The following is a 20406-nucleotide window of genomic DNA, read 5'->3' as shown; positions in this document are numbered from 1 at the left end:
ATTCTCACAATGCGGAAAATTGCTGCGGCGCAACCTGATTTGACTGCCGATCGACGGATACGCCGGCTAGTTTGCTCCGATTAACGTGAGTTTCCGCGCTTTTTTGCGCCATTTACGAGCGACGCGCTGCGCTACAATGCCACGCATGTTGACCGAACGGCTTTTCGCACGCTCGGCGCGCACCGCCGGTCATTCGGCGGATTCGACGCCGTCCTCCCGCTGGCACCATGGACCATGGTGGTCGAATTCCTATTTGCTCACGCCGCTTCTGTCGATCCTCGTTTTTCTGGTCGTCATGAGCCTGATTCTGTGGAGTTTGAACCGGCGCGAGCAACAGCAGCAGGAAGACACGCTTTACCGTAACGTCGCATGGGCGCAGCAGCAGATCCGCCTTTCCATGACCGGCGCGCAGGAACAGATCCAGGCGCTCGCGCGCGACCTCGTCGCCGGCCACGGCGACCCGCATTCGTTCCAGGTGTCCACCACGGACATCATGCAGGGGCATCCCGAGATCCTCTACATGAACTGGTACACGAGCCAGCAGCAGCCGCGCTGGCCCAATACCGCGCTGCCGGTGTTCGGCCAGCGCCTCGCCAAGCCGAACGACTCGCAGATGGACGAGGCCGTGAAAGCCGCGTTTGCCGAGGCGCGCAGCACGCGCCGCCAGGTGTACTCGCCGTTGATCTACGACGACCTGGGCAACGGCTACATCACGCTGCAAACGCCGGTGTTCCGCGACCGCGAGTTTCTCGGCACCGTCGCCGCCGTGTTTTCGGTGGAAGGCATCCTGAAGCACGACATTCCGCCTGAGCTGTCCGCCAAGTACAAGATCTCGATCATCGACGTGAACAACCGCGAGTTGACCACCACGTCGACCCGCCCGCGCCTGCCGCGCGACATGTTCTACGATCTGCCGCTCGATCCGCCGGGCCAGGGCGTCTCGGTGCGCGTGTACGCGTTCCCGCAGATGACCAACTTCACCAACAACACGCTGGTCTGGCTGGTGGCGGGCCTGTCGTGCTTCGTGCTGTGGAGTTTGTGGAGCCTGTGGAAACACACGCGGCAACGTTTCGAAGCGCAGCAGGCGCTGTACGCCGAAGCCTTCTTTCGCCGTGCGATGGAAAACTCGGTGCTGATCGGCATGCGCGTGCTCGACATGCATGGCCGCATTACTCACGTCAATCCGGCGTTTTGCCGCATGACCGGCTGGGACGAAAGCGATCTGGTCGGCAAGACCGCGCCGTTCGCCTACTGGCCGCGCGACGCGTATCCGGAAATGCAGCGCCAGCTCGACATGACGCTGCGCGGCAAGGCGCCCTCCTCGGGTTTCGAACTGCGGGTGCGCCGCAAGGACGGTTCGCTGTTCCATGCGCGCCTGTACGTGTCGCCGCTGATCGACAGTTCGGGCCGTCAAACCGGCTGGATGTCGTCGATGACCGACATCACCGAACCGAAGCGCGCGCGCGAGGAACTCGCCGCCGCGCACGAGCGCTTCACCACGGTCCTGGAAAGCCTCGACGCCGCGGTGTCCGTGCTGGCCGCCGACGAGGCCGAACTGCTGTTCGCCAACCGCTACTACCGGCATCTCTTCGGCATTCGCCCGGACGGTCATCTGGAATTGGCGGGCGGCGGCTTCGATAGCTCGCAGGCGTCGTCCGATTCGATCGACATGGTGGACACCTATGCCGGTCTGCCCGCCGCGGCGCTGACCGAAAGCACCGCCGACGCGCAGGAAATCTACGTGCAAAGCATCCAGAAATGGTTCGAGGTGCGCCGCCAGTACATTCAGTGGGTGGACGGCCATCTCGCGCAGATGCAGATCGCGACCGACATCACCACGCGCAAGCAGGCTCAGGAACTGTCGCGCCAGCAGGACGAGAAGCTGCAGTTCACCAGTCGTCTGATGACGATGGGCGAAATGGCCTCCTCGCTCGCGCACGAACTGAACCAGCCGCTCGCCGCGATCAATAACTATTGCTCGGGAACCGTTGCACTGGTTAAATCCGGTCGAACGACGCCTGATAATCTCTTGCCCGTGCTTGAAAAAACCGCGCAGCAGGCGGTGCGGGCGGGCATGATCATCAAGCGCATTCGCGAGTTCGTCAAACGCAGCGAGCCGAAGCGGCAGGCCACGCGCGTGGCCGATATCGTCGCGGATGCCGTGGGTCTGGCCGAACTCGAGGCGAGGAAGCGCCGCATTCGCATCGTCACGGATTTGCGTTCGCGCCTGCCGGTGATCTACGTCGATCCAGTGCTGATCGAGCAGGTGCTGGTCAACCTGCTGAAGAACGGCGCCGAAGCCATGCACGAGGCACGCCCCGACGCCGTCGATCCGGTGATTCGCGTGGTCGTGCGGCTGGAAGGCGGCTTTGTCAGAATCAGCGTGGTCGACCAGGGGCCGGGTGTCGACGAAGCAACGGCCGAGCGTCTGTTTGAACCGTTTTACAGCACCAAGTCCGACGGTATGGGCATGGGGTTGAACATTTGCCGTTCGATTATTGAATCGCATCGCGGCCGTCTGTGGGTGGTGAACAACGTCGAGTCCGACGGCCACATCACGGGCGCCACGTTCCATTGCAGTCTGCCCATTGGAGAGCCTGACGGCCCGAGCAACGGCGGGTCACAGGCGCCGACACCACAAACCGTTACGGGAGAGCTATGAACAGCCCAGTCACCACACAGGAAACAGTCTTTGTCGTCGACGACGACGAGGCCGTGCGAGATTCGCTGCGCTGGCTGCTGGAGGCGAACGGCTACCGCGTGCAATGCTTCTCCAGCGCCGAGCAGTTCATCGACGCCTGGCAGCCGCATCAGCACCCCGGCCAGATCGCGTGCCTGATTCTCGACGTGCGGATGTCCGGCATGAGCGGACTCGAGTTGCAGGAACGCCTGATCGCCGACAACGCCTCGCTGCCGATCATCTTCGTGACGGGCCATGGCGACGTGCCGATGGCGGTCTCGACGATGAAGAAAGGCGCGATGGACTTCATCGAAAAACCGTTCGACGAAGCCGAGTTGCGCAAGCTGGTCGAGCGCATGCTCGACAAGGCGCGCAGCGAAAGCACCAGCGTGCAGCAACAGCGCGCCGCCGCCGAACGGCTGGGCAAGCTGACCGCGCGCGAGCATCAGGTGCTGGAGCGCATCATCGCCGGCCGCCTGAACAAGCAGATCGCCGACGACCTCGGCATCAGCATCAAGACGGTCGAGGCGCACCGCGCGAACATCATGGAAAAACTCAACGTCAACACCGTCGCGGATCTGCTGCGACTGGCGTTGTCGAACAAGCCGCAGCAAGCACAATAAGCGCGACAGGCGGCCTCCCCGCCAGGCGTTTTCGAGTTTCAACGGCCGGACTGTCGACGAGTCCGGCCCGCTTCGCCCCCGTTTCCCTTCTGTTTCCTTCTGTTTTCCCTCTGCCTTTGCCCGAGCGGCTCGTTGATTCCGGGTACGCCTTGGCCGTGTGTTGCTCGTTGGCCCGTTTGCGCACACTCGCCGATCGCTCCCATCGCGCTCCATCCCGCCGCACGGGCGAGCAGTGCGGCGCGCGTCCGTGCCGCCGCTCAACGCGGATATCGGCGCAGCGCTCGTCCTCGCACGCAACGGCCGTGCCACGGGAAGGGCGGCGCTCTCGCGCGAGCCGGAATCGCCCTGTGGCTCGTCATGCGGGTCGGTATAATGTCGGACTTTGCAGCGCTGCTTATCGCCGATTCGCGCCGCGCGCTTTTCACGTGCCGACCCGTTCCGGTTGAAAAGCGCCATCGACGTACGCGCCCCGCCCGCTTTCCAAACTGCCCATCTCGACCGACCATGACTGCCAAACTGATCGACGGCCTAGCCCTTTCCAAGACCCTGCGCGCCGACGTCGCCGCGCGCGCCGCCGCCCTCACCGCCCGCGGCCATCAGCCGGGCCTCGCGGTGGTGCTGGTGGGCGCGAATCCGGCCAGCGAAGTGTATGTGCGCAACAAGGTGAAGGCGTGCCACGACAACGGTCTCGGCTCGTCGTTCGACCGCTATCCGGCCGACTTGCCCGAAGCCGATCTGCTCGCGCGCATCGACGAACTGAACCGCGATCCGCGCATCCACGGCATTCTGGTGCAATTGCCGCTGCCGCCGCATATCGACAGCCATAAGGTGATCGAGGCGATCGCGCCCGAGAAGGACGTCGACGGCTTTCACGTCGCCAATGCCGGCGCGCTGCTGACCGGCCAGCCGCTGTTCCGCCCGTGCACGCCGTATGGCGTGATGAAGATGCTGGCCGCTTACCAGATTCCGCTGCAGGGCGCCAATGCTGTTGTGATCGGCCGCTCGAACATCGTCGGCAAGCCGATGGCGCTGCTGCTGCTCGAAGCCGGCGCGACCGTCACGATCTGCCACAGCAAGACGCGCGATCTGGCCGCGCACACGCGCAACGCCGACGTGGTGGTCGCCGCCACCGGGCTGCGCAACATTCTCACCGCCGAGATGGCGAAGCCGGGCGCCGCGGTGATCGACGTCGGCATGAATCGCGACGAAGCCGGCAAGCTGTGCGGCGACGTCGACTTCGCGGGCGTCAAGGAAGTGGCCGGCTACATCACGCCGGTACCGGGCGGCGTCGGCCCGATGACCATCACGATGCTGCTCGTCAACACGATCGAAGCCGCCGAGCGCGAAGCGGCCGCAACGGCGTAATCAAGCCCCAACGGCGCGTTGCGCCGCCCACACTCCTCGCGCGCGAGGAACCGCGACATCTGATAATTTGTCTGCCGACGGATTGGAATCGGCGTGTCCTGCCCCAATAATGTCTTTATCCGGTCTTATCGGGGCGCTTATCGGAGCGTCGTCGCGCGCCCGTCGAAGCGCCCCGATTACCCCGTTCACCCGCGTCAGACAGGAAGCCTCATGTCCACTACCGCCTCGAATCACGACAATCCGCTCCTCGATTTCTCCGATCTGCCGCGCTTTGGCGAAATCCGCCCCGAACACGTGACGCCCGCCCTCGATGTGCTGCTCGCCGACGCGGCCGCCGCCGTCGAGCGCGCCGCCCAACCGATCACCCCCGCCTCGTGGGCCGACGTGGTCGAGCCGGTCGAACGCGCCACCGAACCGCTGTCGCGCGCATGGAGCGTGGTGGGCCATTTGAACGCCGTCGCCGATACGCCGGAACTGCGCGCGGTGTACGGAGAAAACCTGCCACGCGTCACGGAATTCTGGTCGAGCGTCGGACAGAATCTCGCGCTGTACGAGAAGTACAAGGCGTTGCACGCTAGCAGCGATTTCGTCTCGCTCACCGGCGAGCGCAAGAAAATCCTCGGCAATGCGCTGCGCGATTTCCGTTTGTCCGGCGCGGAATTGCCGGAAGATCAGAAGCCGCGCTTCGCCGAATTGCAGGAGCGCCAGGCGGCGCTCTCGAAGGCGTTTTCCGATCATGTGCTCGATGCGACCAACGCGTATGCCTACGTCGTCGAGGCTGGCGATGAAGCGCAACTGGCCGGTCTGCCGGAAGACGTGATCGAAGCCGCGAAGGAAGCCGCCGAACGCGAAGGCAAGACCGGCTACAAATTCACGCTGCACTTCCCCTCGTATTTTCCGGTGATGCAGTACTCGGAAAATCGCGCGATGCGCGAGGCGGTGTATCGCGCCTACGTGACGCGCGCCTCCGAACTCGGTTCGCAATACGGCAACGGCAAGCCCGAGTGGGACAACACCGCCGTGCTCGCCGAACAGCTACAGCTGCGCGCGGAAGAAGCGCGCATGCTCGGCTACAACAACTTCGCCGAGGTCTCGCTCGCACCGAAAATGGCCGAATCGCCCGCGCAGGTGATGGCCTTCCTCGAAGACCTCGCCGTGCGCGCTCGCCCGCATGCCGAACAGGACTGGAAAGAGTTGCGCGAATTCGCCGCCAACGAACTCGGCATGACCGAACTGCAACCGTGGGACATGACGTTTGCGGCTGAACGCCTGCGTCAGAAGCGCTATTCGTTTTCGGAAAACGAAGTCAAACAGTACTTCCCCGAAGACACCGTGTTCAAGGGTCTTTTCAAGGTCACGGAAACGCTGTTCGGCGTGCGCATCCGTCGCGACGAAGCGGCCGTATGGCATCCCGACGTGCGCTTTTTCCGCGTCGAGAATCAGGACGGCGGCCTCGTCGCGCAGTTCTACCTCGACCTGTACGCACGCGAAGGCAAACGCGGCGGCGCATGGATGGACGACGCGCGCGGGCGTCACAAGCACGCGCACGGCGGCGTGCAAACGCCGGTGGCGTATCTGACCTGCAACTTCTCGGCGCCGGTCGGCGGCAAGCCCGCCTGCTTCACGCACGACGAAGTCATCACGCTGTTCCACGAATTCGGCCACGGTCTGCATCACATGCTCACGCGTGTCGATGAACTGGGCGTGTCGGGCATCAACGGCGTCGAGTGGGACGCGGTCGAACTGCCGTCGCAATTCATGGAGAACTTCTGCTGGGAGTGGGACGTGCTGAGCGACATGACTTCGCACGTCGAGACGGCCAGGCCGCTGCCGCGCGAGCTATTCGACAAGATGCTCGCCGCGAAGAATTTCCAGAGCGGTCTCGGCACGCTGCGGCAGATCGTGTTCTCGATGTTCGACATGCAACTGCATACCGGTTTCGACGCGGCCGGCACGAAGAACGCCACCGAACTCGCGAGCGAGATCAACGAGCGTTTTCATGTCGTGCCGCAAGCGCCGTTCTCGCGTTGGCCGAATACGTTCAGCCACATTTTCGCGGGCGGTTATGCAGCGGGCTACTACAGCTACAAGTGGGCCGAAGTGTTGTCCGCCGATGCCTACGCCGCGTTCGAGGAAGCGGCGCAAGCCACGAGCGGCAGCGTGCTCGATCAGGCAACGGGCATGCGCTATCGCAAGGAGATTCTCGAAGTGGGCGGCAGCCGTCCGGCGATGGAATCGTTCAAGGCGTTCCGCGGTCGCGAGCCGAGCATCGACGCCTTGTTGCGGCACAACGGCATGACGCCCGCTGCGGCGCATTGATCTTGCGTTGAAGTATCCGTCGGCGCGTTGGCGTTGCACCGATAAGAAAGCCGGTGACTTGCGTGAGCAAGCACCGGCTTTTTCGTGCGCGCCGGCAGCGCCTGCGTTGCGTTGTGCGGCGGGGCTAACCCCGATGCAGCTTGAAGTCCACTTCCGAAGGACGCCCCGCCAGTGACAACGCGGCGCGCGCGGCGGGCGCCCGGCTCACCACCTTGCCGCGGCTCACCACGGCAAGGCGTGCCGCCCGCAGACGGATCGCTTCGACCGGATCGCGCGCGTCGAGCAGCACGAGATTGGCCGCGCAGCCCGGCGCTACGCCATAGCCTTCCAGCCCGAGAATCCGCGCGGCGTTCACCGTGACCGCATCGAAACACGCCTGCATGCCGTCGACGCCCGTCATCTGCGCGACGTGCAGGCCCATGTGCGCGACTTCGAGCATGTCCCCCGAGCCGAGGCTGTACCACGGATCCATCACGCAGTCGTGGCCGAACGCCACGTTGATGCCCGCCGCCATCATCTCCGGCACACGGGTCATGCCGCGCCGTTTCGGATAGGTGTCGCTGCGGCCCTGCAACGTGATGTTGATCAGCGGGTTCGCGATCGCATGGACACCCGCTTCGCGGATCAGCGGCAACAGCTTGCTCACGTAGTAGTTGTCCATTGAATGCATCGAGGTGAGATGCGAACCGGTGACGCGCCCTTGCAAGCCGAGCCGATGCGTTTCGGCCGCGAGCGTTTCGATGTGACGCGACAGCGGGTCGTCCGATTCGTCGCAATGCATGTCGACGCGCAAGCCCTGCTCCGCCGCGTATTCGCACAGCATGCGCACGGACTGCGCGCCGTCGGCCATCGTGCGCTCGAAATGCGGAATCCCGCCGACCACGTCCACGCCCATCGCAATCGAGCGCTTGAGGTTCTCGAACGCGCCGGCACTGCGCAAGACGCCGTCTTGCGGAAAGGCCACCAGTTGCAGGTCGAGATACGACGCGACACGGCGTTTCACTTCGACGAGCGCCTCGACCGCGAGCAGACGCGGATCGCACACGTCCACGTGACTGCGGATCGCCAGCAGCCCGCGCGCGACGGCCCAGTCGCAGTACTGCAGCGCGCGTTCGATCAACGCCTCTTGCGTCAGGTCCGGCTTCAGCTCGCCCCACACCGCGATGCCTTCCAGCAAGGTGCCCGATGCGTTCACGCGCGGCAAGCCGTATGACAGCGTCGCATCCATGTGGAAATGCGGATCGACGAACGGCGGCGTGACGAGGGAGCCGGCGGCGTCGATTTCCTCGCGCGCGCTCGCGACCAGATTCGGTTCGACGGCAACGATGCGGCCCGCGTCGATGCCGATGTCGACCGGTTGCGTGTGTTGCGGCGCGGCGCCTCGCGGCAGCATCGCGCGGCGGATGATCAGATCCATGTATCGCTCCCTGTTGACCGCTCGTTGACTGATAGCGATTCTATCGGCGTCAGAAACCGTTTGCGCGCGTTTTAGCGAGACCGCCGTACCGGCGCGCGGCGGCGAATCCGTACCGGCTGCGCGCCCGGTGCCCGCCTATACTCCGCTTTTCGAACGGCCGATGCATCGCGTCCACGCATACGTGATGCATCCAATCACGGAGCACGCAGATGAAAACGATCGGTGTGATCGGCGGGATGAGCTGGGAATCGTCCGCCGAATACTACAAGCCGCTCAACCGCCACGCGAAGGCGCGCCTCGGCGGCCACCACAACGCTCGCAGCCTGATGCTCACTGTCGACTTCGCGCCGGTCGAAGCGCTCCAGCGCGCCGGCGACTGGAGCGCGCTCGGCGAGCAGATGGCCGATGCCGCGCGCCGGCTCGAACGAGGCGGCGCCGATCTCGTGATGCTGGCGACAAACACAATGCATCGCGTGTATGAATCGATCGAGCAGGCGATCGAGGTGCCGTTTCTCCACATTGCCGATCCGACCGGCGAGGCACTGCGCGCCGCGGGCATCGAGCGAGTGGGTTTGCTCGGCACACGCTATACGATGGAGCAGACGTTTTACACCGGCCGCTTGCGCGAGCGTCATGGACTCGACACGCTGGTTCCCGACGAAGCCGGACGCGCATACGTGCACCGCATCATTTATGACGAGCTGTGTCACGGCAAGATCACTGACGATTCGCGTGAGGTGTATCAGCGTGTGATCGAAGACCTCGCCGCGCGCGGAGCGCAAGCGGTGATTCTCGGCTGCACCGAAATCACGTTGCTGATCAAGCCGGAAGATTCCGTGCTGCCGGTGTTCGATACGACCGCGTTGCATGCGCAAGCGGCGGTTGAATGGGCGGTCGAGGTGAAGTGAATGGCGGCATGTAGGAATCGGCATGCCACTGCATGAAGAACCGACGCCACCAGTTAAAAAGCCCGCTTGGCTTGCGCCAACGGGCTTTCAACAATGCTTGGTTGCGGGGGTAGGATTTGAACCTACGACCTTCGGGTTATGAGCCCGACGAGCTGCCAGACTGCTCCACCCCGCGTCAGAGAAAACGGATTGTATAGAGATGCTCGCAAGACGTCAAACAATCACCGGACTTATTTCAAACGACGCGTGCATGCACGAAGCCGTTCAAAGATCCTGCACCGTGGCGCCTTCCACCTTGCCGTCGATAATGTCGGCACCGTACTGGCTCGCACTGCGTTTGGCGACACCGAAATCGGAGAACGTGGCCGGCAGCACGAGACGAAATACGCGGCTCGCTTTCGAGCCGCTGATCGCGCCCGGCCGGCAGACGCGCACCGCGACGTCGTAACCTTCGGCGTGACGCTTGTGGCCGTCGAATTTGTCGAACGCCCGCGAAAACACCAGCGGATGCACTTCGAAATTCTTATAGAGGGCTGGATAGAGTTCGGCCATGATGTCTCCCGATGCGTGAGCGCGAATTGTGATCCCACTATACGCTGCGCCCTGCCCGCTCCACGCTTTTATTTTCCGCCGTTAGGCTCGACAGCGGCGACGGCAATTTTCACGGACGCCCATCGCGCACGATAAGATGCGGGCTACCGGAATAACCCGAATGGCCCAGCAAGAACGTGAGAATTTCATGAAAATCGCCACCTGGAACGTCAACTCCCTCAAAGTCCGCCAGCAACACGTCATCGACTGGCTCGAAACGAGTCACACCGACGTGCTGTGCCTCCAGGAACTGAAGCTGCCCGACGAAAAATTTCCGCGCGCCGAGCTCGCGGAAAAAGGCTATCGGAGCTGGTTCGCCGGCCAGAAAACGTATAACGGCGTCGGCATCCTGGTGCGCGAGGGGCTGAACGTCGACGAAGACAGCATCGTGCGGAACATTCCCGGTTTCGAGGATCCGCAGCAACGCGTGATCGCCGCGACCATCGAAGGCGTGCGCGTCGTCTCCGCGTACTTCCCGAACGGCCAGGCGCCGGGCACCGAGAAGTTCGCGTACAAGCTGCGCTGGCTCGCCGCGCTGCACGACTGGATCGCGAGCGAAATGGCACTGCATCCGAAACTCGCGCTGCTCGGCGACTACAACATCGCACCTGAAGATCGCGACGTGCACGATCCAAAAGCGTGGGAAGGCCAGAATCTGGTGTCGCCCGAAGAACGCGCGGAGTTCGTTCGGCTGATCAGCCTCGGCCTCGTCGACGCGTTCCGCCAGTTCGAACAGCCGGAGAAGATCTACTCGTGGTGGGACTACCGGATGCTCGCGTTTCGCCGCAACGCGGGGCTGCGCATCGACCATATTCTGCTGTCGAAAGCGCTGGCCGAGGCATGCTCGTCGTGCGACGTCGACAAGGTGCCGCGCAAATGGGATCAGCCGTCGGACCACGCGCCGGTCGTCGCGCAAATCGGCTGATCTCGCCGCCCGATGCGAGACCCTGGAACGGCCTCTTTCAGACCCGCGTCGCGCTCAAGCGGGAGCGCCTAAACAGCGCCACAAAAACTCGAACACCATCGCATCGTGCTCGGCCTGCTCCAGTTCATCGGAACCGCCGTGCCCGCCTTCCGTGTTCTCCCGATACCAGACCTTGTCCGCGCCCAGCGCCTGCATGCGCGCGGCCATCTTGCGCGCGTGTGCCGGATGCACACGGTCGTCGGCGGTCGAGGTGGTCAACAATACAGGTGGATACCCGACGCCCGCGCTCACCCGGTGATACGGTGAGTAAGCGGCCAGCACGCGCGCTTCGTCGGGGTCATCGGGATCGCCGTATTCGTCGATCCACGAGGCACCCGCATGCAGCAGGTGATAGCGGCTCATGTCGAGCAAGGGCACCTCGCATACCACCGCGCCGAACAGCTCGGGGCGCTGCACCATGCACGCGGCCACCAGCAAACCGCCGTTGCTGCCGCCCTGAATGCCGAGTTGCGCGGCACTCGTCACGCCGGTGCTGATGAGCGCCTCGGCCACCGCGATGAAATCGTCGAACGAACGCTGCCGATGCTCGCCCTGCGCCGCCGTGTGCCACTCCGTGCCGAATTCGCCGCCGCCGCGGATATGCGCGACCACGTAGACGCCGCCGCGCGCGAGCCAGCCGATGCCCTGTCCCGTCAGATAGCTCGGCAGCAAGGGAATCGCGAAGCCGCCGTAGCCGTTGAGCAGGCATGGCCGCGCGTGTTGCCGTGCGCGCTCTGACGTGGCCTCTTGCGACGCTTCTTGCATGACGCGCGGCCCGATCACGGTGTACGGCACGCGCGTGCCGTCAGCGGACACCGCATGCGCGCGCGTCACTGCGAACGGCGTTGCGTCGAATTGCGTCGGCCAGCGATCGAGCAATTCCCAACCGGTCAGATCGTCGCGGGCGAGGTCGGTGAGCCAGTACGCCGGCGGTTGCAGATAGTCGTCGGTATCGACGAACACTTCGTCGTTCAACGTCGGCTCGACCGGCGAGACTTCGGCTTGCGCGTCGTCGCGCGACGGAAAGACGCGCCGCCGCCAATGCCAACCTTCTTGATCGGCATCTCGCGCGGGCGTCCACAGCAAGGTCTGGTTTCGCACATCCTCGAGATACGACACGATCAGATGGTTGCGCGTATGCGTCCACTCGCACACCGAGGTTCGCGGTGTCGGCATGAAAAGCGGCGTGACGTCGCGCTCGCCGCGCAGGAACGCCGCTTCGCGAATCGCCAGCAACGCGCCGCCCGCGTAATGCGCGCCGTTGCAATGCCAATCGAGGCGCGGCTCCAGCAGCAGCCAGCCCTGCCAACCGCTCACCGCGACATGCGAGGGCACGTCGTAACGGCGCCAGGCATCGGCGGCAGCCGCGGCGCTCTCGAGGTAATACGTGTGCGAATCGAAGAAGTCGACGCTGCTCACCACCGTATGCCGCTGTTCGACCGGATCGTAGTGCGCTTCGACGCCGATGTCGCCGAACGCGCCTTTGAACACCACCGGCGCGTCGGCCAGCGCCGTGCCTCGCGTCCAGCGGCGCACTTCACGCGGGTAGCCTGAGCGCGTGAGCGTCTTGCGGCCATTGTCCCAACCGACGTACAACGTATCGCGGTCGATCCACGACGCGGTGTGCTTGCCGGCCTTCGCGATCACGAAGCCGTCGTCGACGAAACGTTGGGCGTCGATATCGAATTCGCGCACCACCAATGCGTCCGAGCCGCCCGGCGACAGCGTCACCAGCGCGCGATCGCCATCCGGGTAAAGAATGTCGAGTTCCACGCATACCCACGGCGTGCCTTCCGCCGCGCCGAGCGCGTCGAAGTCGAGCAGGGTCTGCCACACGGGCGCGCCGCTGCGCCATGCGGCCCATGTGGTGCGCCGCCAGATGCCCTTCGGATTGCGCTCGTCCTGCCAGAGATCGTAGGCCCAATCCTTCCAGCGATCGGGAATGACCGGACGCTCGCGCGGCAGATAAGCGTCGGCGAGCTGTTGCCTGAGCGACTCGAATTGCGCACCGCTGCACCACGCGGCGCGCGTGCGGACATTCTGCGCGTCGACCCACGCGAGCGCGGCGGGATCGTCGAGCGCTTCGAGCGACAGAAAGGAATCGGGAGAAAGCGGCCAGAGAAAGGGGCCGCGAGTAGCGGGAGAAGCGGGCATCGTCGGCTGTCGAATGAAAACAGCGTTGATTATGCCCTGCGAGAAGCGAAGCGCCTTTGACGATGCTCGCCAGCGCCGACATGGATGAAGCCGCGAACGACGGAGCGATACCCGAACCGCTCCGCGTCACATCACGCCAACTTCAAGCACGAACCTCAGCACGAACCTCAAGGCTCGAGATTGAGCTCCTGAATCTTGCGCGTAATCGTATTGCGGCCGATGCCCAGACGCTCGGCCGCTTCCACCTTGCGGCCACGCGTGAAATCCAGCGCCTCGCGAATCACCGCCGCTTCGAAACGGCGCGCGAGTTCGTCCATGACGTCGGCCGAGTTCTCGCGCAACAGGCGCGCGACTTCGGTACGCAGACCGCCTTCCCAGGCGCTCACAGGCGTCGCGACCGGCAAGCCGCCGGCCGCGGCCGGTTGCGCCGAAGCGCTCGCGCCGTTGATCGGCGCCGTCGCCGCGAGGCCGGCTTCGCCATTACCGAGCACTCCGCCGCCGCCCGCGAGATCGCTCACGCCGGCTTGCGCGGGACCGAGGTCGGGCGGCAAGTCCTTGATCTCGATGGTCTGCGCGGGCGCCATCACCGTCAGCCAGTTGGCGAGGTTCTCCAACTGACGCACGTTGCCCGGAAACGGCAGCGACGCGAGATACGCCAGCGCGTCTTCGGACACGCGCTTGGGCTCGACGCCCAGATCGCGCGCACTCTTTTGCAGGAAGTGACGCGTGAGCAGCGGAATGTCCTCGCTGCGCTCGCGCAGCGCAGGCAAACGCAAGCGGATCACATTGAGCCGGTGATACAAGTCCTCGCGGAACAGGCCCTGGCGCACGCGCGATTCGAGATTCTGGTGCGTCGCCGCGATCACGCGCACGTTGGCCCGCAACGGATTGTGGCCGCCGACGCGATAGAACTGCCCGTCCGACAGTACGCGCAACAGGCGCGTTTGCAGATCGAACGGCATGTCGCCGATTTCATCGAGAAACAGCGTGCCGTTCTCGGCCTGCTCGAAGCGCCCCTGGCGCATGGCCTGCGCGCCGGTGAACGCGCCGCGCTCATGGCCGAACAGTTCGGATTCCAGCAAGTCCTTCGGAATCGCGGCGGTGTTCAAGGCAATGAAGGGACCGTTCGAGCGTGGGCTATGTCGGTGCAACGCACGCGCGACCAGTTCCTTCCCGGTGCCTGATTCGCCGGTAATGAGCACGGTGGCGGCGGAATGCGACAAGCGGCCGATCGCGCGGAACATATCCTGCATCGCCGGCGCCTGGCCGAGCATTTCCGGTGCATCGGCGACGCGGTCGTCCCACGTCTGTTCGCCGCGCATGCTTTCGTCGACGGCGCGGCGGATCAGTTCGACGGCCTTGTCGACGTCGAACGGTTTGGCGAGGTACTCGAACGCGCCGCCCTGAAATGCGGCGACCGCGCTATCCAGATCCGAGAACGCCGTCATGATGATGACGGGCAAGCCCGGCACCTTGTCACGCACGGTTTGCAGCAATTCGAGGCCGGAGCCGCCTGGCATCCTGATGTCGGACACCAGCACTTGCGGGCTGTCGTGATCGAGCGCGGCCGACGCCTCACGCACGTTCGCGAAGCTGCGTGTCGCGAAGTTTTCGCGGGCGAGCGCTTTTTCGAGCACCCAGCGAATCGATTGATCGTCGTCTACTATCCAGATCGGCTTCATATGGGTCGGTCAGAATTCTTGAGATGCGTTTGGTTTAGCAGTCGAGCGGCAGCACAATCTGAAACTCGGTGTGGCCCGGGCGGCTTTCCACTTCGATCAGTCCGTCGTGTTGTTGCACGAAGGTCTGCGCGAGCGTCAGACCGAGACCGCTGCCGTCCTCGCGCCCCGACACGAGCGGATAAAAGATGCGGTCACGGATCTCCTCGGGAATGCCTGGGCCGTTGTCGATGATATGCAAGTCCAGTGCCAGCTTACATAAACGTTTCGACACCGTGATCTTGCGCGCAATGCGGGTGCGCAATTCGATGCGCGCGTCGCCTTGCGAGATGCGCTCACGCAGCGCCTCGGCCGCATTGCGCACGATGTTCAGCAGCGCCTGAATCAATTGCTCCTTGTCGCCGCGCAAATCGGGCACGCTCACGTCGTAATCGCGTTCGATCGTGAGGCCGCGCGGAAACTCCGCGAGAATCACCTGGCGCACGCGCTCGCACACCTCGTGAATATTCACGTCGCCGACGATATGCGGATGACGGTGCGGTTCGAGCAGGCGGTCGACCAGCGTCTGCAAGCGGTCCGATTCCTTGATGATGACCTGCGTGTACTCGCGCAACTCGTCGCGCTGACGCTCGCCGAGTTCGAACTCGAGCAGTTGCGCCGCGCCGCGAATCCCGCCGAGCGGATTCTTGATCTCGTGCGCGAGATTGCGGATCAGTTGCTTGTTGACCGCCGTGAGGTCGTTGATGCGCTCCTCGCGGTCGGTGCGCAGATGCCGCTCGTTCTCGAACAGTTCGAGCAGCACGTAGTCCTGCGCCGTTTCCAGAAAGCCGACGATCGCATGCACGTGCAGCGGCTCGTGACCGGGACGCTCGAGCACGGCGTCGAGATGCGTCGCGTGAAAACGGTGGGCGGCGATCGCGGAGATGGTCGCGAGCAGTTCGTCCGCATTCGAGAAGATGTCCGGCCACGCCATCTGCGTGAGTTGCCGGCGCGAAAGCTCCAGCATCGATTCGGCCGACGGGTTCGCGAACACGACACGCAGCGTGCGCTTTTCGAGCACCAGCACGACTGTCGGCAACGCCTCGAAGCCGGGCAGCAAACCGGAACTCACGAGGAGAGCGTCGTCCGACAGCGTTTGCTCCTGCCCTTTCCTTGCCTTGATCAGATTCTTGAGAACCATCTTTGCAGTCCGGCCGATAGGAGATGGTGATAAATCAGGTGTAGCGCGTTTTGTGTCGCCCGGTGCCCGCGGCTCGCGCATGTCGCCTACGCGCATGTCGCCTACGCGCATGTCGCGAACGTCGCCTACGCGGATCGCAAACGTTGCGCTCGATCCAACGAAAAAGGGACGGCGCCGCCGTCCCTTCGTGACCGATCGCGAGCGTCGGGCAAAGCGCTTCGCCGTTTGAAGGGCGAAGCGCCATTGCCGCTTACAGCGAGTAGTACATTTCGAATTCGATCGGGTGCACCGACTGACGATAGCGTTGCAGCTCGCCCGTCTTCAGTTCGATGTACGCGTCGAGCATCGAATCCGTGAACACGCCGCCGCGCGTCAGGAATTCGCGGTCCGCGTCGAGTGCGTCCAGCGCCTGGTCGAGGCCGGCACACACGGTCGGGATCTTTGCATCCTCTTCCGGCGGCAGGTCGTACAGGTTCTTGTCGGCAGCTTCGCCCGGATGAATCTTGTTCTGCACGCCGTCCAGACCCGCCATCATCAGCGCGGAGAAGCACAGGTACGGATTCGCCATCGGATCCGGGAAGCGCGTTTCGATACGGCGGCCCTTCGGATTCGACACGTGCGGAATGCGGATCGACGCCGAACGGTTGCGAGCCGAGTAAGCCAGCTTCACCGGCGCCTCGAAGTGCGGCACGAGGCGCTTGTACGAGTTCGTCGACGGGTTCGTGATCGCGTTCAGCGCGCGAGCATGCTTGATGATGCCGCCGATGTAGAACAGCGCGAATTCCGACAGACCCGCGTAACCGTTGCCCGCGAACAGGTTCGTGCCGTCCTTCCAGATCGACTGGTGAACGTGCATGCCCGAACCGTTATCGCCGACCACCGGCTTCGGCATGAACGTAGCCGTCTTGCCGTACGTGTGCGCGACGTTGTGGATGATGTACTTCATCTGCTGCAGCCAGTCGGCGCGTTGCACCAGCGTCGAGAACTTGGTGCCGATTTCATTCTGGCCCTGGCCCGCGACTTCGTGGTGATGCACTTCGACCGGAATGCCGATCTGTTCGAGCAGCAGGCACATTTCCGAACGGATGTCCTGGAACGTGTCGACCGGAGCGACCGGGAAATAGCCGCCCTTCGTGCCCGGACGGTGGCCGGTGTTGCCGCCTTCGAATTCCTTCGCCGACGACCACGGTGCTTCTTCCGAACCGATCTTGATGAAGCAGCCCGACTGATCCGTGTTCCACTGGACCGAGTCGAAAATGAAGAATTCCGGTTCCGGACCGAAGAATGCCGTGTCGCCCAGGCCCGTGCTCTTCAGATAGGCTTCAGCGCGCTTGGCGAGCGAGCGCGGGTCGCGCTCGTAGCCCTTGCCGTCCGCCGGTTCGACGACGTCGCAGGTCAGCACGAGGGTGGATTCTTCATAGAACGGGTCGATGAAGGCCGTGTTCGCGTCCGGGACCAGCAACATATCCGATGCTTCGATGCCCTTCCAACCGGCAATCGACGAACCGTCAAACGCATGGCCGCTTTCGAACTTGTCTTCATCGAATGCCGACACCGGCACCGAAACGTGTTGCTCCTTGCCGCGCGTGTCGGTGAAACGAAAGTCGACAAACTTGACGTCTTCGTCTTTGACGAGTTGCACGACGTCGGCCACGGATTTACTCATAACCTATCTCCTGATTAACGAATTCGGCGGGTTCAGCCGCCGCCCAATCTAGCTGACCCGTCCCGGCGCGTCCACCCCTGGTTTCGTCGAGGCGGACATTCGAGCCTGTGGGACAAGTCGATCGGAAGCAATGAAGCAGCTTCTGTGCCATGCATGCGCCAAGCCGGCGCAGACCCATTGTGCGCGCGCGTTTGCGGGGAATGCGCGCACCGAATGGCATGCAGCCCCGAAATCGGCGATTCGGGCATGGCACCGAAAACGTGCATGACCTAACTGCGACCTTGCCGTTATACCTATTTTGGTGCATTTTCTAGATTTTGCACCATTAGAGAACATTACACTTGCGCGGCGACTCCCAAGGTTTCTGGCGCCCGCCGATCCTCTCCGCTTCGCGCTGCGCGCTAGAATGGTTATTTGGTCCAAGAGAGAGACACGCTCATGAGCACGCTTGAACAGCTATACGCCCAGGCGGAAAAGCGTCGCGGCGAAAACCAGTTGCCCTACGCGGGCGCGATCTCGCCGGCCGAGGCGTTCGAACTGCTGCAACTCGATCCGCGCGCGCGTCTCGTCGATGTGCGCACGCGCGCCGAACTCGATTGGGTCGGTCGGCCGGTTGTCGGCGACGGGCAATACGCGCACGTGGAATGGACGCGCTATCCGGGCGCGGTGCCGAACCAGGAATTCCTCGATCAGTTGAAACAGGTCGCCTCGCCGGATACGCCGGTGCTCTTCCTGTGCCGCAGCGCCGCGCGCTCGAAGCTCGCCGCGATCGCCGCGGCCCAGGCCGGCTTCACCCAGGCGTACGACCTGCTCGAAGGCTTCGAAGGCGACAAGGACGGCCAGGGGCATCGGAAGACGGTGTCGGGCTGGTGTTTTCGCGGCTTGCCGTGGATCGGCGCATGATCGCGGACGGCGCGGTTGGCGCGGTTGGCTGACCCGTTGGCCGACCGTTGCCGGTTGCCGGTTGCCATTGGCATGCGCGCACGCCTGCCTGAAACGCATCGTCGGCGCTGAGTGTGACAGGCCGATGATGCGGCGACTACACAATGAAGCACAGCCGGCGAGAGAGTGCCCGCACGGCCTCACGAGCGCCGAAAAAAACTCGCTCGCGTAGCCCGCGAATCAATCGCGCGGTTTGGCCGCGGCCGCGTCCAATTCGACGATGTCGCCGCCCAGCAGATGCACCCCTTCGCGCAGTTTGACGAACGCCGCCGCGACGGCTTCCGGCTCGCCCTTCACACCCAGATCGATGTGATGCCGCGCATACACGCCGCCGCGTTCGGCGTCGCCCACGCTCGGCAGGCTGAACACCCGCACGCCCGGAAAATCCCGTTCGATCTTCTCCATCAACGGCGTCACACGCGATTCCGGCAACTCGAACACCAGCAGTGATTTTTCCGCGTGCGGCATGGCGTGATGCAAATGCGCGTACTGCGTATCCAGCACCCACTCGATCATCGGCCACGCCATCACCGGGAAACCCGGCACGAAGTGATGCTGGCCGATCGAAAAACCCGGAATCTTGTTGTAGCCGTTCGGAATGATCGAAGCGCCCTGCGGATAGGTGCCCATGTTCAGGCGATGCAGGTTTTCCGGCGTTTCCAGATCGAGCGGCGTTGCCGCGGTCGCCGGATACATATCGCGGATGCGCTCCTGGATCAGCCGCGCCGCTTCCGGATGCAATTGAAGCGGCACGCCGAGCGCGGCCGCCGCGCACTGGCGAGTGTGATCGTCCGGGGTGGCGCCGATGCCGCCCGTGGAGAACACGACGTCGCCCGACGCGAACGTGCGCCGCAGCGTCGCCGTGATGCGCTCGGGATCGTCGCCGATATATTCCGCCCAGCCGAGCGACAGTCCGCGCGCGCCCAGCAATTCGATGACCTTCGGCAGATGCTTGTCGACGCGCCTGCCCGACAGGATTTCATCGCCGATGATGATGACGCCAAATGCCATTGCCGCCTCTTTCGCTTAGTCAGTAATTCATCAATAAGGAACCGGCGCCGTCTGCCGCGCGCCGCCGTGCTCTTCCGCGCGCATGCGTTGCAGCGCGCGCAGACAGTAGTAGCCGAACCACAACGCCGAGAACACGAGGATGAACGCGTAGATCCAGATCGTCACCGCGGTGATTACCGGGAACAGCACGATCAGCCATACCGACGACACCCACAGCAGCGTGGGCAGCGAGCCCATCAGACCGCTGGCGATGCCGATCAGCAGCAGCGGCAGGCGGAAGCGCCGCACCAGTGCGCGACGCTCGTCGCGCGTGGCGTGCAGCGCAAGCGCGTCGTAAGTCATCACGCGATAGGTCAGCCAGCCCCACAGCAGCGGCGGAATCAGCGCGAAGAACGGCGGCACCAGCCAGAGCGGCAACGTGACGATCAGCAGCACCAGACAGACCAGGGTGGTCCACAACGCATGGCCGAGGCTACCGTACCACGTTCCGCCGCGGCGCATTTCGAGGCCGGTGAATTGCCGCGTCGACAGGAAACGGATGACCGCCGGCATCGACAGCGTGGCGATCAGCAGCAGCACGGTGACGACGATCAGCGGAATCGCCATCGCGATCACGATGAACGGCGCGATCGCCGCATGCAGCGACGCAAAGCCGAGCCAGTCGAACAGTTGATAGAGCGTGGCCGTGAACGACCAGCTCGCGAGCCAGGTGCGGGTCGCGCCGATCAGCGTCTGCCAGGAAAACCACAGGATCACGCCCCAGCCGACCGTGGCCGCGAAAAACGGCATGAAGGTCAGCCAGAGCATGCGCGGGTGGAGCGCGCTTGTAAGCGCGCGTCCGAACGAGCGCAACAGATCATTCATGCGTGCCAGTGCCGGTAAACCAAACGATGGGATAAAAGGAAGC

The 20406-nt window shown here is 63.8% G+C and carries 15 protein-coding genes and 1 tRNA gene; 7 read left to right on the top strand and 9 right to left on the bottom strand.

The annotated features are described in order from the left end of the window. Positions 1-145: 145 nt before the first annotated feature. The 4 genes from fixL to CUJ90_RS06120 all read left to right on the top strand — a co-directional run bounded on the left by fixL (position 146) and on the right by CUJ90_RS06120 (position 6987). Positions 146-2662 (top strand): oxygen sensor histidine kinase FixL, encoded by a 2517-nt coding sequence (gene fixL / locus CUJ90_RS06135; protein ID WP_073427542.1) that lies wholly within the window; start codon positions 146-148, stop codon positions 2660-2662. Further along, a complete protein-coding gene (gene fixJ, locus CUJ90_RS06130) occupies positions 2659-3303 on the top strand; it encodes an oxygen response regulator transcription factor FixJ (protein WP_073427541.1) in 645 nt (214 codons plus the stop codon). The genes fixL and fixJ overlap by 4 nt, the downstream gene beginning before the upstream one ends. Positions 3304-3807: 504 nt before the next feature. Beyond that, positions 3808-4668: a bifunctional methylenetetrahydrofolate dehydrogenase/methenyltetrahydrofolate cyclohydrolase FolD gene (gene folD / locus CUJ90_RS06125; protein ID WP_114162201.1), complete on the top strand. Its 861-nt coding sequence runs from the start codon at positions 3808-3810 to the stop codon at positions 4666-4668. 210 nt (positions 4669-4878) lie between these two features. Further along, positions 4879-6987 carry a M3 family metallopeptidase gene (locus CUJ90_RS06120; protein WP_114162200.1) on the top strand — a complete coding sequence of 703 codons (2109 nt, stop codon included), beginning with the start codon at positions 4879-4881 and terminating at the stop codon, positions 6985-6987. A 124-nt stretch (positions 6988-7111) separates the two neighbouring features. Here the strand turns inward: CUJ90_RS06120 and CUJ90_RS06115 are convergent, their stop codons facing one another. Further along, on the bottom strand, positions 7112-8404 hold the full coding sequence (locus tag CUJ90_RS06115; protein ID WP_073427538.1) for an amidohydrolase family protein: 1293 nt from the start codon (positions 8402-8404) through the stop codon (positions 7112-7114). 209 nt (positions 8405-8613) lie between these two features. Between CUJ90_RS06115 and CUJ90_RS06110 the strand changes: the two genes are divergently transcribed. Then, positions 8614-9312 carry an aspartate/glutamate racemase family protein gene (locus CUJ90_RS06110; protein WP_114162199.1) on the top strand — a complete coding sequence of 233 codons (699 nt, stop codon included), beginning with the start codon at positions 8614-8616 and terminating at the stop codon, positions 9310-9312. A 98-nt stretch (positions 9313-9410) separates the two neighbouring features. On the opposite strand, the gene CUJ90_RS06105 is transcribed toward CUJ90_RS06110, so the two are convergent. Both CUJ90_RS06105 and CUJ90_RS06100 read right to left on the bottom strand, forming a co-directional pair. Beyond that, positions 9411-9487: transfer RNA gene (locus CUJ90_RS06105), tRNA-Met, on the bottom strand. A gap of 89 nt (positions 9488-9576) precedes the next feature. Continuing rightward, positions 9577-9864, bottom strand: coding sequence for a hypothetical protein (locus tag CUJ90_RS06100; RefSeq protein WP_073427536.1), 288 nt, complete (start codon positions 9862-9864; stop codon positions 9577-9579). A 187-nt stretch (positions 9865-10051) separates the two neighbouring features. On the opposite strand from CUJ90_RS06100, the gene xth reads away from it, so the two are divergent. Further along, the gene (xth, locus tag CUJ90_RS06095; RefSeq protein ID WP_073427699.1) at positions 10052-10828 is read left to right on the top strand and encodes an exodeoxyribonuclease III; all 777 of its coding nucleotides are present in this window, start codon (positions 10052-10054) and stop codon (positions 10826-10828) included. A 54-nt stretch (positions 10829-10882) separates the two neighbouring features. On the opposite strand, the gene CUJ90_RS06090 is transcribed toward xth, so the two are convergent. The 4 genes from CUJ90_RS06090 to glnA form a co-directional block, all read right to left on the bottom strand. Beyond that, positions 10883-13021, bottom strand: coding sequence for a prolyl oligopeptidase family serine peptidase (locus CUJ90_RS06090; RefSeq protein WP_073427535.1), 2139 nt, complete (start codon positions 13019-13021; stop codon positions 10883-10885). 167 nt (positions 13022-13188) lie between these two features. Further along, positions 13189-14703, bottom strand: a complete 1515-nt coding sequence (gene ntrC, locus CUJ90_RS06085) for a nitrogen regulation protein NR(I) (protein ID WP_073427534.1) — start codon at positions 14701-14703, stop codon at positions 13189-13191. Positions 14704-14737: 34 nt separating this feature from the next. Continuing rightward, entirely contained in the window at positions 14738-15880 is a 1143-nt protein-coding gene (glnL, locus tag CUJ90_RS06080; protein ID WP_073427533.1) for a nitrogen regulation protein NR(II), read from the bottom strand. A gap of 250 nt (positions 15881-16130) precedes the next feature. After that, positions 16131-17546, bottom strand: a complete 1416-nt coding sequence (gene glnA, locus CUJ90_RS06075; protein WP_073427532.1) for a type I glutamate--ammonia ligase — start codon at positions 17544-17546, stop codon at positions 16131-16133. A gap of 438 nt (positions 17547-17984) precedes the next feature. Here glnA and CUJ90_RS06070 point away from each other — a divergent pair, with 438 nt between their 5' ends. Beyond that, entirely contained in the window at positions 17985-18449 is a 465-nt protein-coding gene (locus CUJ90_RS06070; RefSeq protein ID WP_073427531.1) for a rhodanese-like domain-containing protein, read from the top strand. Between the two features lie 219 nt (positions 18450-18668). Here CUJ90_RS06070 and CUJ90_RS06065 read toward each other — a convergent pair whose 3' ends face one another. Together CUJ90_RS06065 and CUJ90_RS06060 are read right to left on the bottom strand one after the other, a co-directional pair. After that, positions 18669-19499, bottom strand: a complete 831-nt coding sequence (locus CUJ90_RS06065) for a competence/damage-inducible protein A (protein ID WP_073427530.1) — start codon at positions 19497-19499, stop codon at positions 18669-18671. Between the two features lie 30 nt (positions 19500-19529). Next, positions 19530-20363 carry an EI24 domain-containing protein gene (locus CUJ90_RS06060; protein ID WP_073427529.1) on the bottom strand — a complete coding sequence of 278 codons (834 nt, stop codon included), beginning with the start codon at positions 20361-20363 and terminating at the stop codon, positions 19530-19532. Positions 20364-20406 lie beyond the last annotated feature (43 nt).

This window comes from Paraburkholderia terricola, from assembly GCF_003330825.1.
In the GTDB taxonomy this organism is placed as follows: domain Bacteria; phylum Pseudomonadota; class Gammaproteobacteria; order Burkholderiales; family Burkholderiaceae; genus Paraburkholderia; species Paraburkholderia terricola.
The sequence above is the reverse complement of the archived record's forward strand: the minus strand, read 5'-3'. Positions and strand labels throughout refer to the sequence as shown.

Coding starts and splice junctions, on each gene's coding strand:
- fixL (WP_073427542.1), top strand. CDS start 146: ATGTTGACCGAACGGCTTTTCGCACGCTCGGCGCGCACCGCCGGTCAT.
- fixJ (WP_073427541.1), top strand. CDS start 2,659: ATGAACAGCCCAGTCACCACACAGGAAACAGTCTTTGTCGTCGACGAC.
- folD (WP_114162201.1), top strand. CDS start 3,808: ATGACTGCCAAACTGATCGACGGCCTAGCCCTTTCCAAGACCCTGCGC.
- CUJ90_RS06120 (WP_114162200.1), top strand. CDS start 4,879: ATGTCCACTACCGCCTCGAATCACGACAATCCGCTCCTCGATTTCTCC.
- CUJ90_RS06115 (WP_073427538.1), bottom strand. CDS start 8,404: ATGGATCTGATCATCCGCCGCGCGATGCTGCCGCGAGGCGCCGCGCCG.
- CUJ90_RS06110 (WP_114162199.1), top strand. CDS start 8,614: ATGAAAACGATCGGTGTGATCGGCGGGATGAGCTGGGAATCGTCCGCC.
- CUJ90_RS06100 (WP_073427536.1), bottom strand. CDS start 9,864: ATGGCCGAACTCTATCCAGCCCTCTATAAGAATTTCGAAGTGCATCCG.
- xth (WP_073427699.1), top strand. CDS start 10,052: ATGAAAATCGCCACCTGGAACGTCAACTCCCTCAAAGTCCGCCAGCAA.
- CUJ90_RS06090 (WP_073427535.1), bottom strand. CDS start 13,021: ATGCCCGCTTCTCCCGCTACTCGCGGCCCCTTTCTCTGGCCGCTTTCT.
- ntrC (WP_073427534.1), bottom strand. CDS start 14,703: ATGAAGCCGATCTGGATAGTAGACGACGATCAATCGATTCGCTGGGTG.
- glnL (WP_073427533.1), bottom strand. CDS start 15,880: ATGGTTCTCAAGAATCTGATCAAGGCAAGGAAAGGGCAGGAGCAAACG.
- glnA (WP_073427532.1), bottom strand. CDS start 17,546: ATGAGTAAATCCGTGGCCGACGTCGTGCAACTCGTCAAAGACGAAGAC.
- CUJ90_RS06070 (WP_073427531.1), top strand. CDS start 17,985: ATGAGCACGCTTGAACAGCTATACGCCCAGGCGGAAAAGCGTCGCGGC.
- CUJ90_RS06065 (WP_073427530.1), bottom strand. CDS start 19,499: ATGGCATTTGGCGTCATCATCATCGGCGATGAAATCCTGTCGGGCAGG.
- CUJ90_RS06060 (WP_073427529.1), bottom strand. CDS start 20,363: ATGAATGATCTGTTGCGCTCGTTCGGACGCGCGCTTACAAGCGCGCTC.